16 protein-coding genes and 1 rRNA gene are annotated in these 18684 nt (G+C 49.8%); 2 read left to right on the forward strand and 15 right to left on the reverse strand.

What is annotated here, in order from left to right; all coding sequences use genetic code 11:
• Positions 1–92 (reverse strand): 16S ribosomal RNA (locus C557_RS0122230); the annotation flags it as partial.
• A 362-nt stretch (positions 93–454) separates the two neighbouring features.
• The gene (locus C557_RS0122235; protein ID WP_018754054.1) at positions 455–1333 is read right to left on the reverse strand and encodes a nucleotidyltransferase-like protein; all 879 of its coding nucleotides are present in this window, start codon (positions 1331–1333) and stop codon (positions 455–457) included.
• 145 nt (positions 1334–1478) lie between these two features.
• On the opposite strand from C557_RS0122235, the gene C557_RS0122240 reads away from it, so the two are divergent.
• Complete coding sequence (locus C557_RS0122240; protein WP_018754055.1) at positions 1479–1859, forward strand: YgzB family protein; 381 nt, start codon at positions 1479–1481, stop codon at positions 1857–1859.
• A gap of 69 nt (positions 1860–1928) precedes the next feature.
• Here the strand turns inward: C557_RS0122240 and C557_RS0122245 are convergent, their stop codons facing one another.
• The 11 genes from C557_RS0122245 to uptA form a co-directional block, all read right to left on the reverse strand.
• The gene (locus C557_RS0122245) at positions 1929–3659 is read right to left on the reverse strand and encodes a glycosyl hydrolase family 18 protein (RefSeq protein WP_154656319.1); all 1731 of its coding nucleotides are present in this window, start codon (positions 3657–3659) and stop codon (positions 1929–1931) included.
• Positions 3660–3795: 136 nt separating this feature from the next.
• Positions 3796–4224 (reverse strand): Fur family transcriptional regulator, encoded by a 429-nt coding sequence (locus C557_RS0122250; protein WP_018754057.1) that lies wholly within the window; start codon positions 4222–4224, stop codon positions 3796–3798.
• Positions 4225–4372: 148 nt separating this feature from the next.
• Positions 4373–6190 (reverse strand): DUF4097 family beta strand repeat-containing protein, encoded by a 1818-nt coding sequence (locus tag C557_RS23960; RefSeq protein WP_018754058.1) that lies wholly within the window; start codon positions 6188–6190, stop codon positions 4373–4375.
• 172 nt (positions 6191–6362) lie between these two features.
• Positions 6363–6821 carry a GNAT family N-acetyltransferase gene (locus tag C557_RS0122260; RefSeq protein ID WP_018754059.1) on the reverse strand — a complete coding sequence of 153 codons (459 nt, stop codon included), beginning with the start codon at positions 6819–6821 and terminating at the stop codon, positions 6363–6365.
• Positions 6822–6875: 54 nt separating this feature from the next.
• Complete coding sequence (gene gatB, locus C557_RS0122265) at positions 6876–8315, reverse strand: Asp-tRNA(Asn)/Glu-tRNA(Gln) amidotransferase subunit GatB (protein ID WP_018754060.1); 1440 nt, start codon at positions 8313–8315, stop codon at positions 6876–6878.
• 64 nt (positions 8316–8379) lie between these two features.
• Entirely contained in the window at positions 8380–9834 is a 1455-nt protein-coding gene (gene gatA, locus C557_RS0122270) for an Asp-tRNA(Asn)/Glu-tRNA(Gln) amidotransferase subunit GatA (protein WP_026263632.1), read from the reverse strand.
• Positions 9835–9913: 79 nt separating this feature from the next.
• Positions 9914–10201, reverse strand: a complete 288-nt coding sequence (gatC, locus tag C557_RS0122275) for an Asp-tRNA(Asn)/Glu-tRNA(Gln) amidotransferase subunit GatC (RefSeq protein WP_018754062.1) — start codon at positions 10199–10201, stop codon at positions 9914–9916.
• Between the two features lie 1002 nt (positions 10202–11203).
• Positions 11204–11587: a hypothetical protein gene (locus C557_RS0122280; RefSeq protein WP_018754063.1), complete on the reverse strand. Its 384-nt coding sequence runs from the start codon at positions 11585–11587 to the stop codon at positions 11204–11206.
• A 390-nt stretch (positions 11588–11977) separates the two neighbouring features.
• The gene (locus tag C557_RS0122285) at positions 11978–12454 is read right to left on the reverse strand and encodes a hypothetical protein (protein ID WP_018754064.1); all 477 of its coding nucleotides are present in this window, start codon (positions 12452–12454) and stop codon (positions 11978–11980) included.
• A gap of 255 nt (positions 12455–12709) precedes the next feature.
• The gene (locus C557_RS0122290) at positions 12710–13345 is read right to left on the reverse strand and encodes an MBL fold metallo-hydrolase (RefSeq protein ID WP_026263633.1); all 636 of its coding nucleotides are present in this window, start codon (positions 13343–13345) and stop codon (positions 12710–12712) included.
• 85 nt (positions 13346–13430) lie between these two features.
• Positions 13431–14042 carry an undecaprenyl phosphate transporter UptA gene (gene uptA / locus C557_RS0122295; protein WP_026263634.1) on the reverse strand — a complete coding sequence of 204 codons (612 nt, stop codon included), beginning with the start codon at positions 14040–14042 and terminating at the stop codon, positions 13431–13433.
• A gap of 179 nt (positions 14043–14221) precedes the next feature.
• On the opposite strand from uptA, the gene C557_RS0122300 reads away from it, so the two are divergent.
• Complete coding sequence (locus C557_RS0122300) at positions 14222–14539, forward strand: hypothetical protein (RefSeq protein ID WP_018754067.1); 318 nt, start codon at positions 14222–14224, stop codon at positions 14537–14539.
• A gap of 14 nt (positions 14540–14553) precedes the next feature.
• On the opposite strand, the gene C557_RS0122305 is transcribed toward C557_RS0122300, so the two are convergent.
• Positions 14554–16824 (reverse strand): O-antigen ligase family protein, encoded by a 2271-nt coding sequence (locus C557_RS0122305; RefSeq protein ID WP_018754068.1) that lies wholly within the window; start codon positions 16822–16824, stop codon positions 14554–14556.
• Positions 16825–17008: 184 nt separating this feature from the next.
• Positions 17009–18196, reverse strand: coding sequence for a class I SAM-dependent methyltransferase (locus C557_RS0122310; protein WP_018754069.1), 1188 nt, complete (start codon positions 18194–18196; stop codon positions 17009–17011).
• Between the last annotated feature and the right edge of the window lie 488 nt (positions 18197–18684).

The raw sequence follows: 18684 nt of genomic DNA on the forward strand, positions 1-18684 counted from the left end.
CGGGAGCAAGCTCCCCAATCACTCCGCTCGACTTGCATGTATTAGGCACGCCGCCAGCGTTCGTCCTGAGCCAGGATCAAACTCTCCAATAAAGGTATTGTTTGACTTGCTCATGTAAACTTGCTGACGAGAACTTTCGTTCTCTTATTTCTTACTCACTCGTTGTTCAGTTTTCAAAGATCAAACTCGCTTCAGATGCGATCCAATTCAACTTCCGTCGAACCCGATTTCACCATCGTTCACTGCATTATGTTGTTTCAGCAGCGACCTTTATAATATATCACATTTAATCTGTTTCAGTCAAGAAGTTTTTTTGAAGTTATTTCTTCATGGCGTTAGCCCAAGCTTCCTAGACTATATTGCCTTTTTAGGGGCGAGATTTAATTTACCACAGATTCATTACAGGAGTCAACCTGAATTTGCAGCAATCGACATAAACCTTGTACATGCCTTATTACACCCGGTATCGAAGCTCCCGGCTATCGCCATTCCCTTCCTTTAGACTTTTCGAAAATTCCTGGGCCAAAGAACGATACACCAGCTTGCGGAGTACTAAGGGAAGCTCATCCTGAATATGCTCCAGCTCGGGCACCCTTAGGAGTTCTTGCACACTCCACGCTTCCTTCCGGCTGCCCAATATCCGCAGGAGCAACGTGCAGCAATCCGCCATTTTGCTTGTTAACCCGAATTCACAGGCTAACAAAATCAACTGAATTCGCTGCTCTAAGGTTTCCGTATTATCGGCAAGTTCATCAAACAGCTTGTACACTACCGAATTAAGAGGTCTCACCTGCTCCCAGACACTGCTCTCTGGCAGAACCCCCTGCTCGATCAACTCAATCTTGGCATAATGCTTAAGAGCCTCCAGCAGACAGTAGTATGCATCCAGTGAGTCCTTGTCGGCAACATAGCGCTTGGCTTCCACGTATGCCTTAAGGAACTTGGCAAACTCCTTCAATTTGCGCTTTTCCTGTATGGGGCCATTGAATGTGCTCATGGTTGAACGGAAGGTTGATAATGCCCCATTGATATCCCAAATGACCTCTCCCTGCATGAAATATTGGATATAATCACGCTGTTCTCCGGTCACAACCCAGTGTTCGATATCTGTCATGGCGACGTGCAGCAATTGATAATGCGTCTTTCCGCTTAAGCAATGCTCCATCCTCGGGTCCGATTCATTCAGTTCATGATGCACAACCATAATAAGAAATTCAAAATCATGTAGCAGCGAGTCGTGAGGCCCTCCCTCATCAAGGCGATATCCGATTGCTCCGATCGCTTGGCGGCCAGCCTTTTCTTCATCCATGATTGGAAAAATAGTAGGTTCCACGTGGTTCCTCCCAGCTTGGCGTATTCCTGCCGATTCGTTATAATATAGTTCTATACCTAATCAAAGTTTCCTTCTCGTTTTTGCACAGGTTTTGAAAAAGTCAGAGCAGACGTTCTTGTAAATCCTTGATGAAGCGAGGTTAACCATGTTCTTTAAATCGAGTAAAATTAGCGAATTTCGTTTATGGGGCTTATTGTTGACCATGTGCGGCATGGGTTTGATGGTGCTAGGCACCGCAGGCATCGTATTCTGGGGGCAAGCCGGTAAAATCGTGGCAGCCATCGGATTGGTCATTGGACTCATCGCTATGCTGGGGAGCTTGGCTATTTACTTTTGGGCCGGAATGCTATCCACTTCTGCCGTACAACTGCAATGCCCCGAATGCCACAAGCTCACCAAAATGCTGGGCAAAACAGACCGTTGTATGTTCTGTAAGACAATCCTGACCCTGGACCCTGCGCAAGCCACAGTTACCGCGGATGAATTAGAGCAAAAGCAAGCGGCCGGCATAGCAAGTAAAGGCTAGCTCTTTAGCAAAAAGCGGACCTCCGATCAGTTTCGGAAGTCCGTTTTTACTTGATTTCATATATGATAGCTACTCGCTAATTTGTTGCAGCGTACTCCATGCTTCAGCCGAAGCAAAGCTCCGGGTCCAGGTCGCTATGCCGGCAAGATCAAGTGATTTGGCCAACTCAACGCGTCGCTTCAAAGATTCCGCATCCTCCAGCCAAATACGGTGACGCCCATCCTGATCCTTGTATTCCACATAATTTTGCCCTACTTCCTCAACAAACACAGGCTTCAATTTCTTCTCTTCTATAATAAGCTTTGCCCGATCCATGCCGATGGCTTTGGAACTGACCTCAATCTTGCCATCCTTCTCTACTTCCGTCCAAACACGAGTGTACAGCGGAATGCCAAGAATCATCTTCTCCGGCGGTACGCCATCCTCATTCAGAATCCGGCTGACCGACTGCTGCACCCAGGGAAGGGAGGATACCGAGCCCGCTACAGGACTGGCTGCCCAATGCTCATCATATGCCATTAGCACCAGGTAATCCACAACCTGTCCCAACGCTTTGCGGTCCAGGAAAGCCGACCACATCTCACTATTCGACTTGGGTGTAACATCGATGGATACGATTAAACCCTGCTCATCAGCCAATGGACGCAACTCGCGCATAAACTGTGTCAGGTTGTCACCATCTTTGGTATATACATTTTCATAGTCGATGTTAATGCCGTCCAGGTCGTATAGCTTGGCAAAATGCAGCATTTGCAAAATCGTATTCAAGCGATTCTCGAAATTCGCCAATGCTTCCGTGGTGATATCAGGCTCAAAGCTGTTGCTGAACAATCCCCACACCTGCATGCCTTGCCCATGTGCCCACTTAACATAGGCCCGGTCTGCTTTGCTCTGTACATTCCCCTTCCCGTCCACCAGTGAGAACCAGGTAGGGCTGACAACATTAACCCCCGGCAGCTTGCCTATGGACGCAGGCTTTGGCGCAACCTGATAGACCGCCTCCCACGTCATATTAATCGTCTTGGCCTCCCACTTCCTCTTGGCATCGGACAATTCAAGCTCCAGTTCGGGAACGATTCTCTCCTCCCCCACCTGCACATTTTTGTGCTGTACATATCCGGTGTATCCGTTGTTTATTTGAACATAATGCCAGTCCTCGCCCGATTCTAACAGACGCAATTCTGTGCCTGGCAGCATATCGACCAAGATCGGTTCGTGTATGCTTGGTCCGGTACGCAAAGGAATCGTACCATCTTGCTTGCGGGAGGTACTAATTACTTTGGCCGTCTGAACGCTGTCCCCGGCTGGAACCAGCAGAACAGCTCCTGATAGTTCATCCTCCCGAACTTCGGTTCCGTATAAAGTCTCCAGCAAATAGGCTGGTAAATATATCACACCATCCTGCTCCTCAGGGGCAAAACGTAGCGGAGTAGGCTTATTGTTTATTTGGGCCACCTTCTCATCGGTCTTGAGGAACACCAGCTTTTGAGGTGTTGTTAAAATAACGGACCCCGTCTCTTCCTCATACCGGATCGTGGAATCAACGACGGATTGAATTACAGGAAGTGGAAGCTTCAAGCTATCTCCCTCTCCCAGCGCCGATCCTTCGAGCCGTTCGCCCTCCGCAAATATCGGCTTATTCACCGTTCCCAGCCATTCCGGGTCCACGTGTTCCCGATTGGGGAGCAACACGACTGAGGCCCAATACAATCCACCTATGAGAAGAATGAGACCAAAAAAAATACTTGCCTTGCCTCGAGCGCGTCGTTTTCTACGATAAGTGCTTCTTCTACTCTTCAAATCAATACCTCCACTACTAAAGTCCCTCTCTTCATAATAACTAATAACCACCGTGAAAAGTTAACCAAAATAAAAAAACGTGAAGAGTTCCCGAAGGAATTCTCCACGTTGTCCACATACACAACACCGAAATCCGTTAATGTTGGGCCCGGCAATGGCGACAAATCCCATGCAGCTCCAAACGATGCCCGTGAATTTCAAAGCCGGTCACCTCTTCTGCCGCACGCTCCACGTGCTCCAGAGACGGATACATAAAATCCTCAATTTTACCACATTTCTCGCAAATAATATGATAGTGATTGGATACATCGGCATCAAAGCGACTGGAGTTATCCCCGTAGCTCAGTTCCTGTACCATGCCAGCCTCAATCAGCATCTTCAAATTGTTATACACCGTAGCCACGCTCATATTGGGGAAACGGGGCTCCAGCGAACGGTATATTTCATCTGCCGTCGGATGGCTCATCGATTCCATGAGATATGCAAGTATGGCGTGACGCTGCGGCGTAATGCGGACACCGTTGCTTTTCAATTGGTCCAATGCATGTTGTACGCGCGTTGTCATGAAATCCACCGCCTTTAATAAGCTCATTCTTAATTAATAGTTATGCAAAGTTAGGAGTCTGTAAGCATATTGTACGTTTCAAATAAATATTTTGTCAACGCAGTATAAACTGACGTGATCCACCAAATGTGCCTGTCAAACCATCTGTTCAGCTTTTATTCACATATAAGCTGCTGTTGCCGTCTATCTTCAGCAAAAACTCCCCGTTGCCTGACAAGCCATAAATCTCCTTATTCTCGATAACAAAAGGAAACTCGGTAAAAATATCTCCATATCCGCTGGAGCCTTTGAGCGTATAATTGCCATCCTCCGGCAAATCGATGCGCAGTTCGCCAACCGCGCTGTATACCTCCCACATCCCCCCGACATGTCCGGTGGAAATGGAGATTTTACCGTTCAACGATTCGGCCTGGAGACCCGCTGGAACGCTATCAATGCGAATATTCCCGTTTTTGGTTTTGACCTGGATATCATCCTGGGCTTCGGTTAAGGTAATATCCCCTACCAGCGTTGATAAAGAGGCTTTTCCTGTAATCCCTCTCCCCTTTACATTGCCGCCTTGAGTATCCACCTCGACATCGCCAAAGATGCGATATAGTTCTGCGTTGCCGTTGAGCGTCTTGGCCGATACATCCCCAACCACATTCCACAACCGCAGATCACCATTCCCTGTTTGCAGTTCAATCTGCCTCATAGCCTGCACGCCGGTCAAGGCAATTTTGCCGCTGGTGGTGGTAATATTCAAGTCCAGAAACCTATAGGCTGGCAAGATGACCGTCAGATCGACCCGGGGCTGGCGCCGTCCGGATTCTCCGTAAGCCTTAGTCTTGACCGACAGGCCCAGTGATTTCCCTTCATCTACCTCTACGGAAGTCACCGCGGCAATTTTACGTGCCTCCTCCGATTCAAGCTGGTCAATCCATACGGTATAACGAACGATGACCTGCTCGACTTCCGCTTTACGCACCTCGATATCACCGTTGATGCCGTTAATGACAATCCGGTCCGTATCCAGATCAATCGGGATATCCATTTGCGGCTTCTCCACACGGTAGCCTTCGGCTGTGCTATACTCTGCGCCTGCGGATGTGAGATCAAGACTGACCCGGTTCCACAGATGCATATATTGCTCCTGCTCACTGACAGCAAACACAGAGAACACAATGAACATGGATAAGAGCAGACCTTTAACATCAACCCTCACCCGATACCTAACTCCCGATTGTCTCATATAATTTCGTATCATAATCAGCAGGTGTTCAATCCCCCAACAGATAAATACCATAGGCCACCAGGTCAAGAGCAGCATCATATGATCCTGACCTGACCAGGCATCGCGGACCATAAGCCAGGCCACTCCCAGCAGCAGCATGGCCGCCGTAAACCGACCGGTACGCGAATATCTGCGTCTAACTTCGCGCAATACCCACAGCAATGCCGTAATCAGCATGGCTCCAGCTACCACATAAACGCTGTAAAATTGCACGATTTGTTCAAGCCACAGCGGCTTCTGTTGAATGACAAACAGGACCACGCCTCCACTGATCAGCAGTACGCTGGCCCGTATCCCTTGCTTGTATGTCGAGCCTTCTCTTGCTCCACCCAATTCTTCGTTATTCTTGTCCGGATCTCTCCTGAATCTCGCATTGATGGCATCCGTGGATTGCAGCACATCGTACACGCTAAAGAAATAAACAGCCGGAATTAACAGGCCGAGGAGAACAAGCAAGGGTACATTCATTACAGACCGAACGGAAGAGAAATAAATCATCGCCGAGACATCAATCAATACAAAATAAATCATCGATAGTCCCCGTATAAACAGGCGTAAATATAAATGTCCAAGTCCAGGGAATAGAGCGGACAGCAAGCAGGCGACGGCTTTGCGCTTACGTCGTCTTGGCGCAAAGCCCTTGGCCCGGATCAGCCCCCTGTCCTGATGGGGCGACAGCATATCCGGCTTCATGGTTCTCACTCCCTTCTACTACTTGTTCCACCGTCTCTTCTATTCAATATCATAACCCATTCTACTTTATGCTGTAACGTGGAAGGAACTGGACCCTGCCACACCGCAGCCCTAACAAGAAAGCACGTCCCTGGCACGAAGCATCATGCCAAGGACGTGCCTATAGGATATACTAGCCCTTCAAGTAAAACAGCGTTAACTCCACACCTGCAGCCGAGTTGAATGTCTGAATTGGCTCGAAGCCAAAGTCGCGATACAGCCTGGTCGCCGGTTCGTTCAGCGAACTGGCTGTTACCTTGAAGATGCGGATATCTTCATATATAGCCAATACATGCCGCAGCAACGAACTGCCTATACCTTGGCGCAAATGAGCAGGCTGCACCATCAGGCGTGTAATGAGCAGTTCGCCAGGAATCTCGCTGCGTACCGCGATAGCCCCCTGCAGTTCTCCGTCCTGTTCTACTTCACCGTAAAAAACATCACCGCCAGAGCGGATAGAATCAAAGGTATCCGTGAGGGGCGGAACCTCAATCAGGCCCACCGCCTCTGCTTCAAGCCGATAGGCTTGATGCTGCAAACTCCACAATTGCTCGACGAAATCCGCATCCTCTAGCGGCAGCTTCACGATCATGGACGTTCCCCCTGCTCTCACGTAAAAGATATGTTATCCCCATGGGACAGTTAGCTAGCCCTTCAGCACATCCACCAACAGCTTGTTCACCAATCCCGGGTTGGCTTTGCCCTTGCTTTGTTTCATGACTTGTCCCACTAGAAAGCCGATAGCCTTCTCCTTGCCTGCTTTATAATCCTCGACAGAAGCCGGGTTATTCGCAATAACCTCCTGAACGATAGCAAGAATCGCACCCTCATCGCTGATTTGAACAAGTCCTTGTTCCTCTACGATCTGCTGTGGCAGCTTGCCGCTTTGCAGCATCTCCTTGAATACAGTCTTGGCAATTTTGGAGCTGATCGTGCCTTTATCCAATAAACCAATCATTTCACCAAGTCCCTGACCTGTCAGCGACACATCGGACAATTCCAGGGAATTGCTATTCAAATAGCCCAGCAAGTCTCCCATAATCCAGTTAGCGACAGCCTTGGCATCCTTCGTATAATCCAGACTGCTTTCGAACAAGTCAGCTAATGCCTTGGAAGAAGTGATCACACCGGCATCATGTTCGGGTAAGCCGTATTCGGAGGTATAACGCGCTTTACGCGCATCCGGAAGCTCCGGAATGGATGCCCGGACCCGATCTTTCCAAGCCTGGTCAATATGCAATGTGACCAAATCCGGGTCAGGGAAGTAACGGTAGTCATGCGCTTCTTCCTTGCCACGCATGGAGAACGTCTTTCCTTGAGATTCGTCCCAGCGACGTGTCTCCTGAACAACTTCACCACCGGCATCAAGGATTTCCGCTTGACGGTATTGCTCATATTCCAGTCCACGCACCACACCACGGAAGGAGTTCATATTCTTCAATTCTGCGCGAGTACCGAATTCTGGTTGTCCCCATGGACGCAAGCTGATGTTGGCATCACAACGCATCGAGCCCTCCTCCATTTTCACATCGGAAACCTCGCAATATTGCATAATAGCCCGCAGCTTCTCCAGATAAGCCCGAGCCTCCTCCGGAGACGATATTTCAGGCTCGGATACAATTTCCACCAGCGGAGTACCCACACGGTTAAAGTCAACTAGTGAAGCAAACCCGCCATCCACGTGAGTCAGCTTCCCGGCATCCTCCTCCAGATGAAGGCGAGTAATGCCGATGCGTTTCGTCTTCCCGTCTACTTCGATATCAATATAACCGTTCAGACCGATGGGCTGATCATACTGGGAAATCTGATAAGCCTTCGGCGAATCGGGATAGAAATAATTTTTACGGTCAAATTTACTTACATCGCCGATCTCGCAATTCAGTGCCATAGCGGCTTTCATAGCGTAGTCGACAGCTTGACGGTTCAGTACCGGAAGCACGCCGGGATGCCCCAGGCACACCGGACAAGTATGTGAATTTGGCGGAGCGCCAAATTCCGTGGAGCAGCCGCAAAAAATCTTCGTGTTCGTATGCAGCTCTACGTGTACCTCAAGCCCGACGACCGTTTCATATTTGGATGTTGACATGGCCTATCCTCCTGCAACTTTTGATTAATCCATGCGTCCGCTCACCAGTGATGGGTTCACCACATTAGAACATGGGACGTTGCTTATGATGATCCGTATGGGCTTCAAAGGCATGCGCCACGCGGAGAATCGTACTTTCGTCAAAGGCTTTTCCGATAATTTGCAGTCCGATGGGAAGCCCGTCCGCAAAGCCGCAAGGTATGCTCAAGGCAGGAATTCCCGCCAAGCTCACCGGGATCGTCAAAATATCGTTCAGATACATCGTCAAAGGATCATCTACCTGAGAGCCAAGCTCAAAAGCAGTAGTCGGGGCCGTAGGACCCACGATGACATCATAATTTGCAAAGGTCTGATCGAAATCTTGTTTGATCAGCGTTCTGACCTTCTGGGCCTTCAAATAGTAGGCATCGTAATACCCGGAGCTAAGCGCATAGGTACCGAGCATAATCCGGCGTTTGACCTCCGGGCCAAACCCCTGGCTGCGCGAATCATAATACAAATCGAGCAAGCTGCCGGCATGATCGGCACGAACGCCGTAACGAACTCCGTCAAACCGCGACAGATTGGACGAGGCCTCCGAAGAAGCCAGCAAATAGTAAGTGGCCACGGCATATTCCGTGTGGGGCAGTGATACTTCTTCCCATACGGCGCCCAGGCTCTCAAGCACGCTAAGCGCCTCCAGAATAGAGGCCTTCACTTGCGGGTCAATCCCATCCAGATACTCCTTTGGCACAGCAATACGCAGACCCTTTATATCGCCGGTTAACGCACTCAAATAATCAGGAACCGCTACGTTGGCCGAAGTGGAATCCTTCGGATCATGACCAGCGATAGCTTGCAGCACGTAAGCAGCATCCTCGACATTTTTGGTAATAGGTCCGATCTGATCAAGTGATGAAGCAAAAGCCACCAGGCCATAACGAGAGATTCGTCCATAAGTGGGCTTCAGTCCAACCACACCACAATAAGAAGCCGGCTGGCGGATCGAGCCCCCCGTATCCGAACCCAGGGCAAAGAAAGCCTCACCCGCAGCAACGGCTGCTGCCGATCCTCCGCTGGAGCCTCCCGGCACCCGATTCAAATCCCATGGGTTACGTACAGGATGAAAGCTGGAGTTCTCGTTCGAGCCACCCATGGCGAACTCGTCCATGTTCAGCTTGCCAATGGTAACTGTGTCGGCTTCCTTCAGCTTGCTAACCACCGTAGCATCATAAATAGGATCATAGTTCTTCAGGAACTGACTGCCACAGGTCGTCAGCAAGCCTTCAGTTACCATATTATCCTTAATGCCCACCGGTAAGCCAAACAGCAAGCCCAGCTCTTCCCCGGACGCCAGCTTCTGATCCAGGCGGGCAGCCTCGGCCTCGGCTCCTTCTTCGTTGAGCGCCAAATAAGCGCCGATCTTTCCATCGTACTCCCGAATGTTGGCAAAGGCTTCACCAACGAGTTCGGATACAGACAGCTTCTTATTATGAAGCTGATTATGTATCTCCTGCAAACGCAAATCGAAAAGCGCCAAATCGGCTTCCTCCTTCATTTATCACATCTTAGGCTGATTCCACTCACATTGCATGTTCAAACTACTTTTTATATAGCAGCTATTCCAGTACAGCCGGAACCTTGAACTGCCCATCCTCTTCATCCGGTGCATTGCGAAATACCTTCTCTTGCGGCAAACTGTCCTGGACTTCGTCCTCACGCATTACGTTGCTCAGATGCAGCACATGCGTTGTTGGCGCAATTGCGTCCGTGTCCAACTCATTCAGCTTGTCGGCATACTTAAGAATCGCGTTCAGTTGCTCCGTAAACATATCGCGTTCCGCTTCTGTCAAATGCAAACGGGCCAGCTTGGCCACATGCTCCACATCCTTGGTCTGGATACTCACGTTGTTGCCCTCCTTATCAATCATGCATGATTCGTCCATTCTACCATGCGGGTGTAATTGATTAAAATTATATTTTAGTTTCCGATGCAATTCAATCCGTTAAGCCAGGGGCTGAGAAGCGGAGCTACACATTTTCGGAGAAAACGACTTCGGGAGCAATGGGTACGTGAGCATCTCAAATGTTTCTGCAAGAAACATCCTACGGAAGCATACGCCAGGACCGGGTGAGTTCAAGATTCGACGTCGAGTCCGCTCCCGGAAACCGCTTCGTGATCAAAAGCTGACTTTTTAAATTACCCTTTCAAATAAAGGAGCAATATATAAATTAGCGGTTGATCGTTAGCAAGACTTATGAGGCGCATTACGCGTATCCAAAAATTCGCTGAATACTGCTGGTTTCCAGGTTCTATTCGGGGATTCCTCTTCTTATTATAGGGAAAAACTCCCGTTAAATAGCTTAAATCCGCCAGAAATCGGGGATTATATGGATTTCCTCCTGCTAATCATTATGAAATGTTCAATTTTTTGGGAAAAGCCCAAAATTAACATGAGGATTTCCTGTTATATGTTATATTTGGTGAAATATAGGAGAATTAGCATGAGGATTTCCCGTTACAGGTATATCCCGCGCTGAGGGGCTCCCGAAAGGACCACGCCAACACCCCACGTTTGTTTTAATTCCAAATAGAAGTTTTAAAAGTTAGCTTTTCAGCACCAAAGCTTATGCTTCCGATGTGCGTTTCTTCAAAACGCTTGAGTTGAATGAAGCCATGGGCTGAGAAGCGGAGCTACACGTTTTCGGAGAAAACGACTTCGGGAGCAATGGGTACGTGAGCATCTCAAATGTTTCTGCAAGAAACATCCTACGGAAGCATACGCCAGGACCGGGTGAGCTCAAGATTCGACGTTGAGTCCGCTTCCCGTAAGCCGCTTCGTGATCAAAATCCGACTTTTGAAATTACCTCTAAAAAAAGAAAAAGAGCCGGTTGAACCGGCCCCTTCCTATATCCACGCCCGCAAATTCACCTGCTTGATGAATTCTGCTTGGGACATTGCTTCCTTTGTTGGTTCCTCTTGCGCATTTGCCTCGTTGCCTTCGCCATTCAAAATATGATGGAACAGCTTCTCATTATGCGTAGCTAACGCGTAATCGATCAAGGCTTCCTGCGTTGTGCGCTCTACTTCCTGCTCGATTAGCCGCTCTTCGGATTCTACATCACTCTGCGGAACAAAATAATTGCGCCCCGTCTTCGGCGAGCGGATCACATAATCAAATGCGTTATCCGGATTGCGGTCATAAGCAATTACGTAGCCATATTCCCCAACAGGAAGATTCTGCTCAAAAGCATCGCCGACGATCACAATCTTCTCTCCCAAATGAAGCATCGTCTACCTCCCTGATATGTGTATTTTGAAAAAAAAGCTGAAAACCTGTGTTGCTTGCTGCTTTATATCATCCTACTAAAAGTAAGGGAGTCCGGTCAAGGCATTTAGTCAGATTCCAGCAACGTCCTATTAACTGAAAATAAAAAGAACGCAAACCGGGATCAGGTCCACAGCTTGCGTGCTTCGCAAAGGTTACAATGATTTAATATGTACATCCTATCAGAGGCTTGCACTTTTGTCCACTCATTTTGCACTTTTTCGTAGATTTTGTCTTATTTATGCGATTTAAAAAGTCAGCTTTTCAGCACCAAGAAGGTTGGATACGAAAGAACTGAGGGGTAGTAAATCCTTAGCTCTCTCGTTCTTTTACGTGTATTGTTGGCTGCCCCTTTAATGAAGAATAGCATTTCCAAAAAAATTCTTGATTTTGTTGATATCAACATCATTTTCTATTTCATATTGTTGAATAGAATTGTTTTCAAAATTAGTAATGAACATATACTTTGAACCATATAGACTAAATGAGAATAAATTTTTCCCCTGATCCTTAATGATAATATAATAAGTTTCTTTAGAAGTATCGGGGAGTTTACTCACTTTTTTTAACTTTAAAGGAGCTAAAGAATCCAGAATATAATCTATATCCGTCCTATTCTTTAAGATAACTATATCCTCGTTTCCAGCCCATTCCATTAACACCAAAGAAGAGATTTCCTTATTTTCAATCTTCTCAATAACTTCTTTTTCAAACGTTGTATTAGGGAACATACGATTCTTTATTTCCGTGGAATTAAAAAAATTAATAATTAATATAGCAAGTATAACAATCAGGATACCATACCCAACAGGTCGAAGGCTTTTCTTCAAAAAATCGCACCCCCACTAAAAATGAATATTTTTTTTGGATTCCTACATCAACATTCTAAGAATTTTTCACAGGTTTTTATTTAAAGCTGCACGTTTTCGGAGAAAACGACTTCGGAAGCAATGGGTACGTGGGCATCTCAAATGTTTCTGCAAGAAACATACTACGGAAGCCTATGCTTGGACCGGGTGAGTTCAAGATTCGACGTCGAATCCGCTCCCGGAAGCCGTTTCATGATCAAAACCTGACTTTTTAAATTACCTCTGTATAGACACATACGGGTTATTTGCCCGCTCATAGCCAATGGTCGTCCGTGGCCCATGCCCCGGATAAACCTTGACCTCATCGCTTAACTTAAACAGCTTGCCTCTAATTGAGTTGTACAGGTCCACTTCCCGGCCACCTGGCAGGTCGGTTCGGCCCACGCCCAGGCGAAACAGAACATCACCCGAAAACAAATCATTTCCACACAAAAAGCTGACGCTGCCTGGCGAGTGGCCCGGTGTATGAGATACCGTAAAATCATGACCAAGCAAATGCAGCTTCTGTCCCTCAGCCAGGTCGAATTCCGCTGCTGTTGTCGAAATTGGCGGACCCACCTCCGGCCACATCAATGATCCATTCAGCTTGGGCGTAGTCAGCCAATCGCTTTCCAGCGGATGAATGTATACCGGACATTTCTTGGCCTGGCGAATCTCCTCCACGCCCCCAATATGATCGAAATGGGCATGTGTTAGCAGGATCGCTTCAATGTCCAAATCTTCAATTTTACGCAGCAGAGGCCCCGGGTTCATGCCCGGATCAATGATGACAGCCCGGCCTTCGTCTTCTCCCCGCAGCAAATAAGCATTAGTCTGCAAAGGTCCTAAAGAGTAAGTTTCTATTTTTAGCATGCTGTAGCACGGAAATAGCAAGCATACCGCAGCGGGCCTGGCTTGCCTTTTTCCGCTTCCTCCTTCTGATTTCAAATAGGCGTTATTAAGCGCCCTTCTTCGCACGATGATTATAGGTTTTCACAATTAGATATACAATTAACAACGCCAGCGCGCCCAGTAAAATAGGCATAATGTATGGACCGGCCTTCTCATCCACATGCTGCCATTGCTCACCCAGCAGCATCCCTAAATAGACGAACAGGATCGACCACGGAATGACAGCCAGCGTCGTCAATACCAGGAATCGGCTCACTGGCATTTTGGCCATTCCTGCGGGAATGGATATGGCGTGCCGGGCCACCGGGATAAAGCGGGCGGTAAAGATGACCCCTGACCCGTATTTCAGAAACCACGCTTCCGAGACGTCTATATGCTTTTTCTGAATTAAAATATACTTTCCGTACTTCTCCAATATCGGTCTGCCGCCATAGCGGCCAATCCAGTAAATGAACAGTTGGGCAATCACACCGCCAATGACCCCGAATATAACCGCCCCGATAAAATGAATATGACCTTGGTGTACCAGGTAGCCACCGTAAGCTAATACGATTTCACTGGGGATGACCTCAATCATTAAACCCAGCATAATACCCAAATACCCCAACTGCTGAACCCATTCCAACAATACGCTGATGATGCCCGATATCCACTCCACTGCTTCGTCCTCTTTCCCCATAGCATTTCTTTTCTAAGAGGCACTTAAAGAGATAACCTAGTACCCCTATAACCTCAGTCTATTCTATCACAGCCACGGACATGCATTCTACTTGCCTGTGAGGCGGTGACTCCCCTGAGACCCCCTGCATATGCTGACAGAAAAGGAGGGCTTCCGCCATGACAAACTTTCCTGCAAAATCACCTAATTCCAACTCACTGCCTACGCCACGCAAAATTCGTCGCAGCTGCAGCAAGGAGCTTTACCGGACGGTCAAACGTCTGGGGCTGTTCGTTCCCGAAGAAAAGCTGAAGGAGGGCGAAACCATATACTATAAGAAGGTTATCGGCAATCTGCTATGGATCGGGGAAAATATAAGCAATCGCAAGCTACTCGCTGATTGGTGGGACGAAGCCGTCAGCCCCGAGCTTGCTGAGTTGTGGGGTGTTGACCAGCAGCGCCTATCGGCTGCCTTTCGCGCCGCGTTCGGAGGTTAACCTATCCCTAGCAGCTAGCGCAGCACTTGCCGGTCATGATCACTCCAAGAGAAGGAACCCGAAATGTCCTGCAGCTTCCAGCCCCATTCCTTCGCCTCGTCCGTCAGATAGAATTGCCGATCATTGCGTGGGTGGTTCAGCCTAGCTGCCATCTCTGCTTGTTTGGCATAATCCTTGTAAAGCGCCAGGCCACCCTTTGCTACGATTAATGCTTCCTGCATTTGGCCTTGCTCTTGCATTCGTTCCGCCAATTGCGTCAACTCCTGTAAAGCCATTGTCCGGCTCCTGCGGTCGAATCGATCCCAAGTCACCGCTTCGCGCATTGCCGGAACCGCAGCGGCTTGGTTGCTCCCGGCCAACGCACGCCCAAGCGCCAGCCACAGCCTGGCATCCGCTGATTCATAACGCAGCCCTTCGCGCAGCAAAGACATCTTCTCTGGCATAGCGGACCAAGAAGCCAGAACCAAGCGGGCTTGATTACGATAAGGGGTCAACTCCAAAGCTTGTTGCAGCAGCTCCGCAGCTGCCCAAAGCTCTCGCTCCCCGGTAGAGACTGCGGTCTGACGAAATGGTTCACGGCTTCCTGCTTGTCCCAGGGTGACAGTAAGCTTGGAGGCAGTTACTTCTGGTATCGCCGCAAATTTGCTGAGTGCATGCTGGTATAGCACCAGGCTTGCGGCCTGACGTAAGCCTGATAGGCCAAGCGGCATAAGACAGAGGGCGACAACAAGACAAAGTGCAGGACGCATCGTTCGTCCAGGCGAAATCATGAATGTGCCGGGGCGGACGGCATCCGCGGCCATCCACAACAGGAGCAGCCAAATTAAGCTATAGCTCATATCAAAGTCGATGATACTGTGCAGGAGCAAGGCCACATAGGAGGGCAGCATAACGCTGCGGCGGCGCTTCAATTGAACGCCCTGACGGCATAACCACAGCAGAACAAACGCAAGCCCGGGAAGTCCGATATCCAAGCCAAGGTCAAGGTAGCCGCTGTGCACCTCGCTGCCGACATACGCTGTGCTTTGGAGGCTGCGGAAGGCGTGGCGCCAGGTATCCCCGCCCTGGCCAAGCCATGGTGCCTGCCGGAGCAGTAGCACGGCATCGCCGTACATCGCCGTGCGGGCGAATCCGGTCTCCGGGCGGAGCAGCCGCCCGGAGACACCTTGTCCCGCCGCCCCGGCGGCATGCAGCAGCGCCGCGCCGAGCAGCAACGCGGCGAGCGCCAGCGCCGCCAAGCTATAGCGGCGGCGCTTCAGACGTGGGCCCCACCGGGGCCCATAGCGCGCGGCGAGCCCCTGCGCGAGCGCCAGCGCCGCCAGCACGGCGGCGAGTGCCAGCAGCGCAGGCAGCGGCGACGGCGCAAGCTGTGCCGCAGCAAGCTGGCGCGCGAGGGGCGTGGCGGCGGCGAGGATCGCCGCGCTGTGCAACGCGTAGCGCCAGCGCCGGGCGCCGCGCAGCAGCGCACAGCCTGCGGCCCAGCCGAGCAGCGCGGCAGCAAGCGCCCCGCGCGATTCGCTCAGCAGCAGGCAGAGGGTGAACAGCAGGGCGAGCAGGGCCGCCCATTGTCCCTGCCAGCCGCCCTCGCGCATAAAGGCGCGGCGGCGCATACGGGTAAGCCGCATCAGCCGCTCAAGGGCAAACACCGCCATCACTGCGCCAAAGGTGTTCGGGTATTGCAACAACCCGCCAAGCCGGGCACCGGTTGCAGACACGGCCGAATCATGAGTACGCAATATGGCTCCTGGCAGCGGCAACACCCCATATACAGAAGCAAGCGCCGTAATCGCCAGCAGGCTCCCCGTGACCAGCCACCCTGCCGCAAGCCAGCGACGACCCGCCTTGCCTGCCTGACCAAGCCTGTGTAGGGCCATGCCAAATACAGCCACAAAAGACCAATGCAGCACGGCCTCTACCGTGGACTGAATCGATAGAGGGTCAGCCCTCAGCCAGTGGAATAAATACAGACCGGTCAATACAACGGGGCCTGCCACGAATCCAAACCATCCCTCAGTCCATAGTACCCCCTTGGCATCAGTCTGGCAGACAGCTTTCCTGTGCAAAACAGGCAAATTAGTGAAAGATGCATGATACACTCCCACAACAAACCAACCGCCTGCGCCCGCCAGCAGCCAGCTCGAAATCAGCAGCAGACCACCGTAGGAATCCACAGTAAACATCCCCTGAAACAGCGCACATAATAGCCCTGTCAAGATTAAGGCAATGGCCAGTCCGTATAAACTGCTGCTCTTTTTATGCCTGCTCATCCGCTTCGTGTTATTCAATACTTCACCCCGCCCGTGTTCACTCTTCGTCAGGGCAGGTTCCAGTACCCCGAAGAGACTCCTTACCATACCATTCATTCACGGAAATGAAGCAGTTTATTCTCTGCACGGGCTTGGGCAAAGACAAACCTACGACAGGCCATCAACTGGGCGGGCAGAGGCTCTCTCTGGGAATACCTCGATGTTAGCCTTTGGCCGGGACAAGCGGGGGAGGGAGCAGGTCACGACAAGCCCGTTCCAGATAGGGAGCCGCACCGAGAAATTGGCGAAATGCTTCATATTCCGACCACAATGCGGCCGTATCAGCACCCGAAGCCTTCACAGCCCGAATCAGGATGTTCTTGGGCGTATGCTCCATGTCAATAAACTCTAGCAATTGCGTCTTGTAGCCCATCACATCCAGCAGCTTGGCCCGAATGGCATCGGTCGCCAGCGCCGAGAAGCGTTCCTTCAATATTCCATGATCCAGCAGGGGAGCCAGCTCTTTATTATTCACCTGATTAAATAATTCATGCTGACAGCAAGGCACGGACAGAATGACCGAAGCGTTCCAGCGAACCGCCTTCTCCAAGGCAGCGTCGGTTGCCGTATCACAAGCATGCAAGGTAACGACCATGTCTACCGCGCTCAATTCGTCATAGTCGGCAATATCGCCAACCAGGAATCGCAGATCGTCATATTGCAGCTTGCGAGCCAGTTCGCCGCAATGCTCGATAACCTCTTTTTTCAAATCCAGTCCAACCACTTGAAGCTTGCGCTGCTGTTGAACCGCCAGATAATGATATAGGGCAAATGTTAGATATGACTTGCCACAGCCAAAATCAACGATCGTCAACGGGCGCCCTTCCGGCAAATGAGGAAGAACATCCTGGACCATCTCCAGAAATCGATTAATTTGCTTAAACTTGTCGTATCGCTTGGCTAGCACCTTGCCTTCCGCATTCATAATCCCCAGTTCGACCAGGAACGGGACGGGCATGCCTTCCTCCAGCACATATTGCTTCTTGCGATTATGCGACAATTGATTGGGTGCCTTTTGCGAAGGGGCCTTCTTCAAAATCGATACCTTGAATTTCTTGCTAATGAGCACCTGATAATCTACCTCTGCTGTACAGAGCAGCCCCTGACGAAATTCGTCAGCCAACAGTCTGTATAACTCATCGGCATAAGCCTCTGCCGTTAGATTGCGGTGCAGCACCTTATTGTTATAGTGGTAAGCAAATTGATAATGCAATTGCCGCTTGATTTCAACCGGCTTGATCTGCACTTTGGTATAATCGTCCTCCCCTGCTTTGCGACGTCCGCTGAGCGTAGCTGTAATTAGGCTTGCTTGCTCCGCAAGTTCACGAATCAGTAAATGTAGGGATTCCACAGGTCATCAACTACCTTTCTGAATTTCAAAAATAAAGAACAGATATCTGTATCAATTGATCAGTAATCTACGTAAAGAAGCTGAGGTACGTGAGCAACTCCTCTGAAGGAAACATACTACGGAAGCCTACGCTTGGCCCGGCTGAATTCAAGATTCGACGCCGAATCCACTCCTTGAGCTGCTTCGTCCTGGGAAGACGACTTTTTGAACTACCCCTTTTAATATGTGTTCAAAAAGTTGGGTTTTCAGGACCAAGAAGGTTGAATGAAGCCAGGGACTGAGTAGCGCAGCGTACGTAGTGGGTACGTGAGCAACGGAAGGCCCGGCTGAATTCAAGATTCGACGCCGAATCCACTCCTTGAGCTGCTTCGTCCTGGGAAGACGACTTTTTGAACTACCTCTTTTAATATGTGTTCAAAAAGTTGGGTTTTCAGGACCAAGAAGGTTGAATGAAGCCAGGGACTGAGTAGCGCAGCGTACGTAGTGGG

This window comes from Paenibacillus sanguinis 2301083 = DSM 16941, assembly GCF_000374825.1.
In the GTDB taxonomy this organism is placed as follows: domain Bacteria; phylum Bacillota; class Bacilli; order Paenibacillales; family Paenibacillaceae; genus Fontibacillus; species Fontibacillus sanguinis.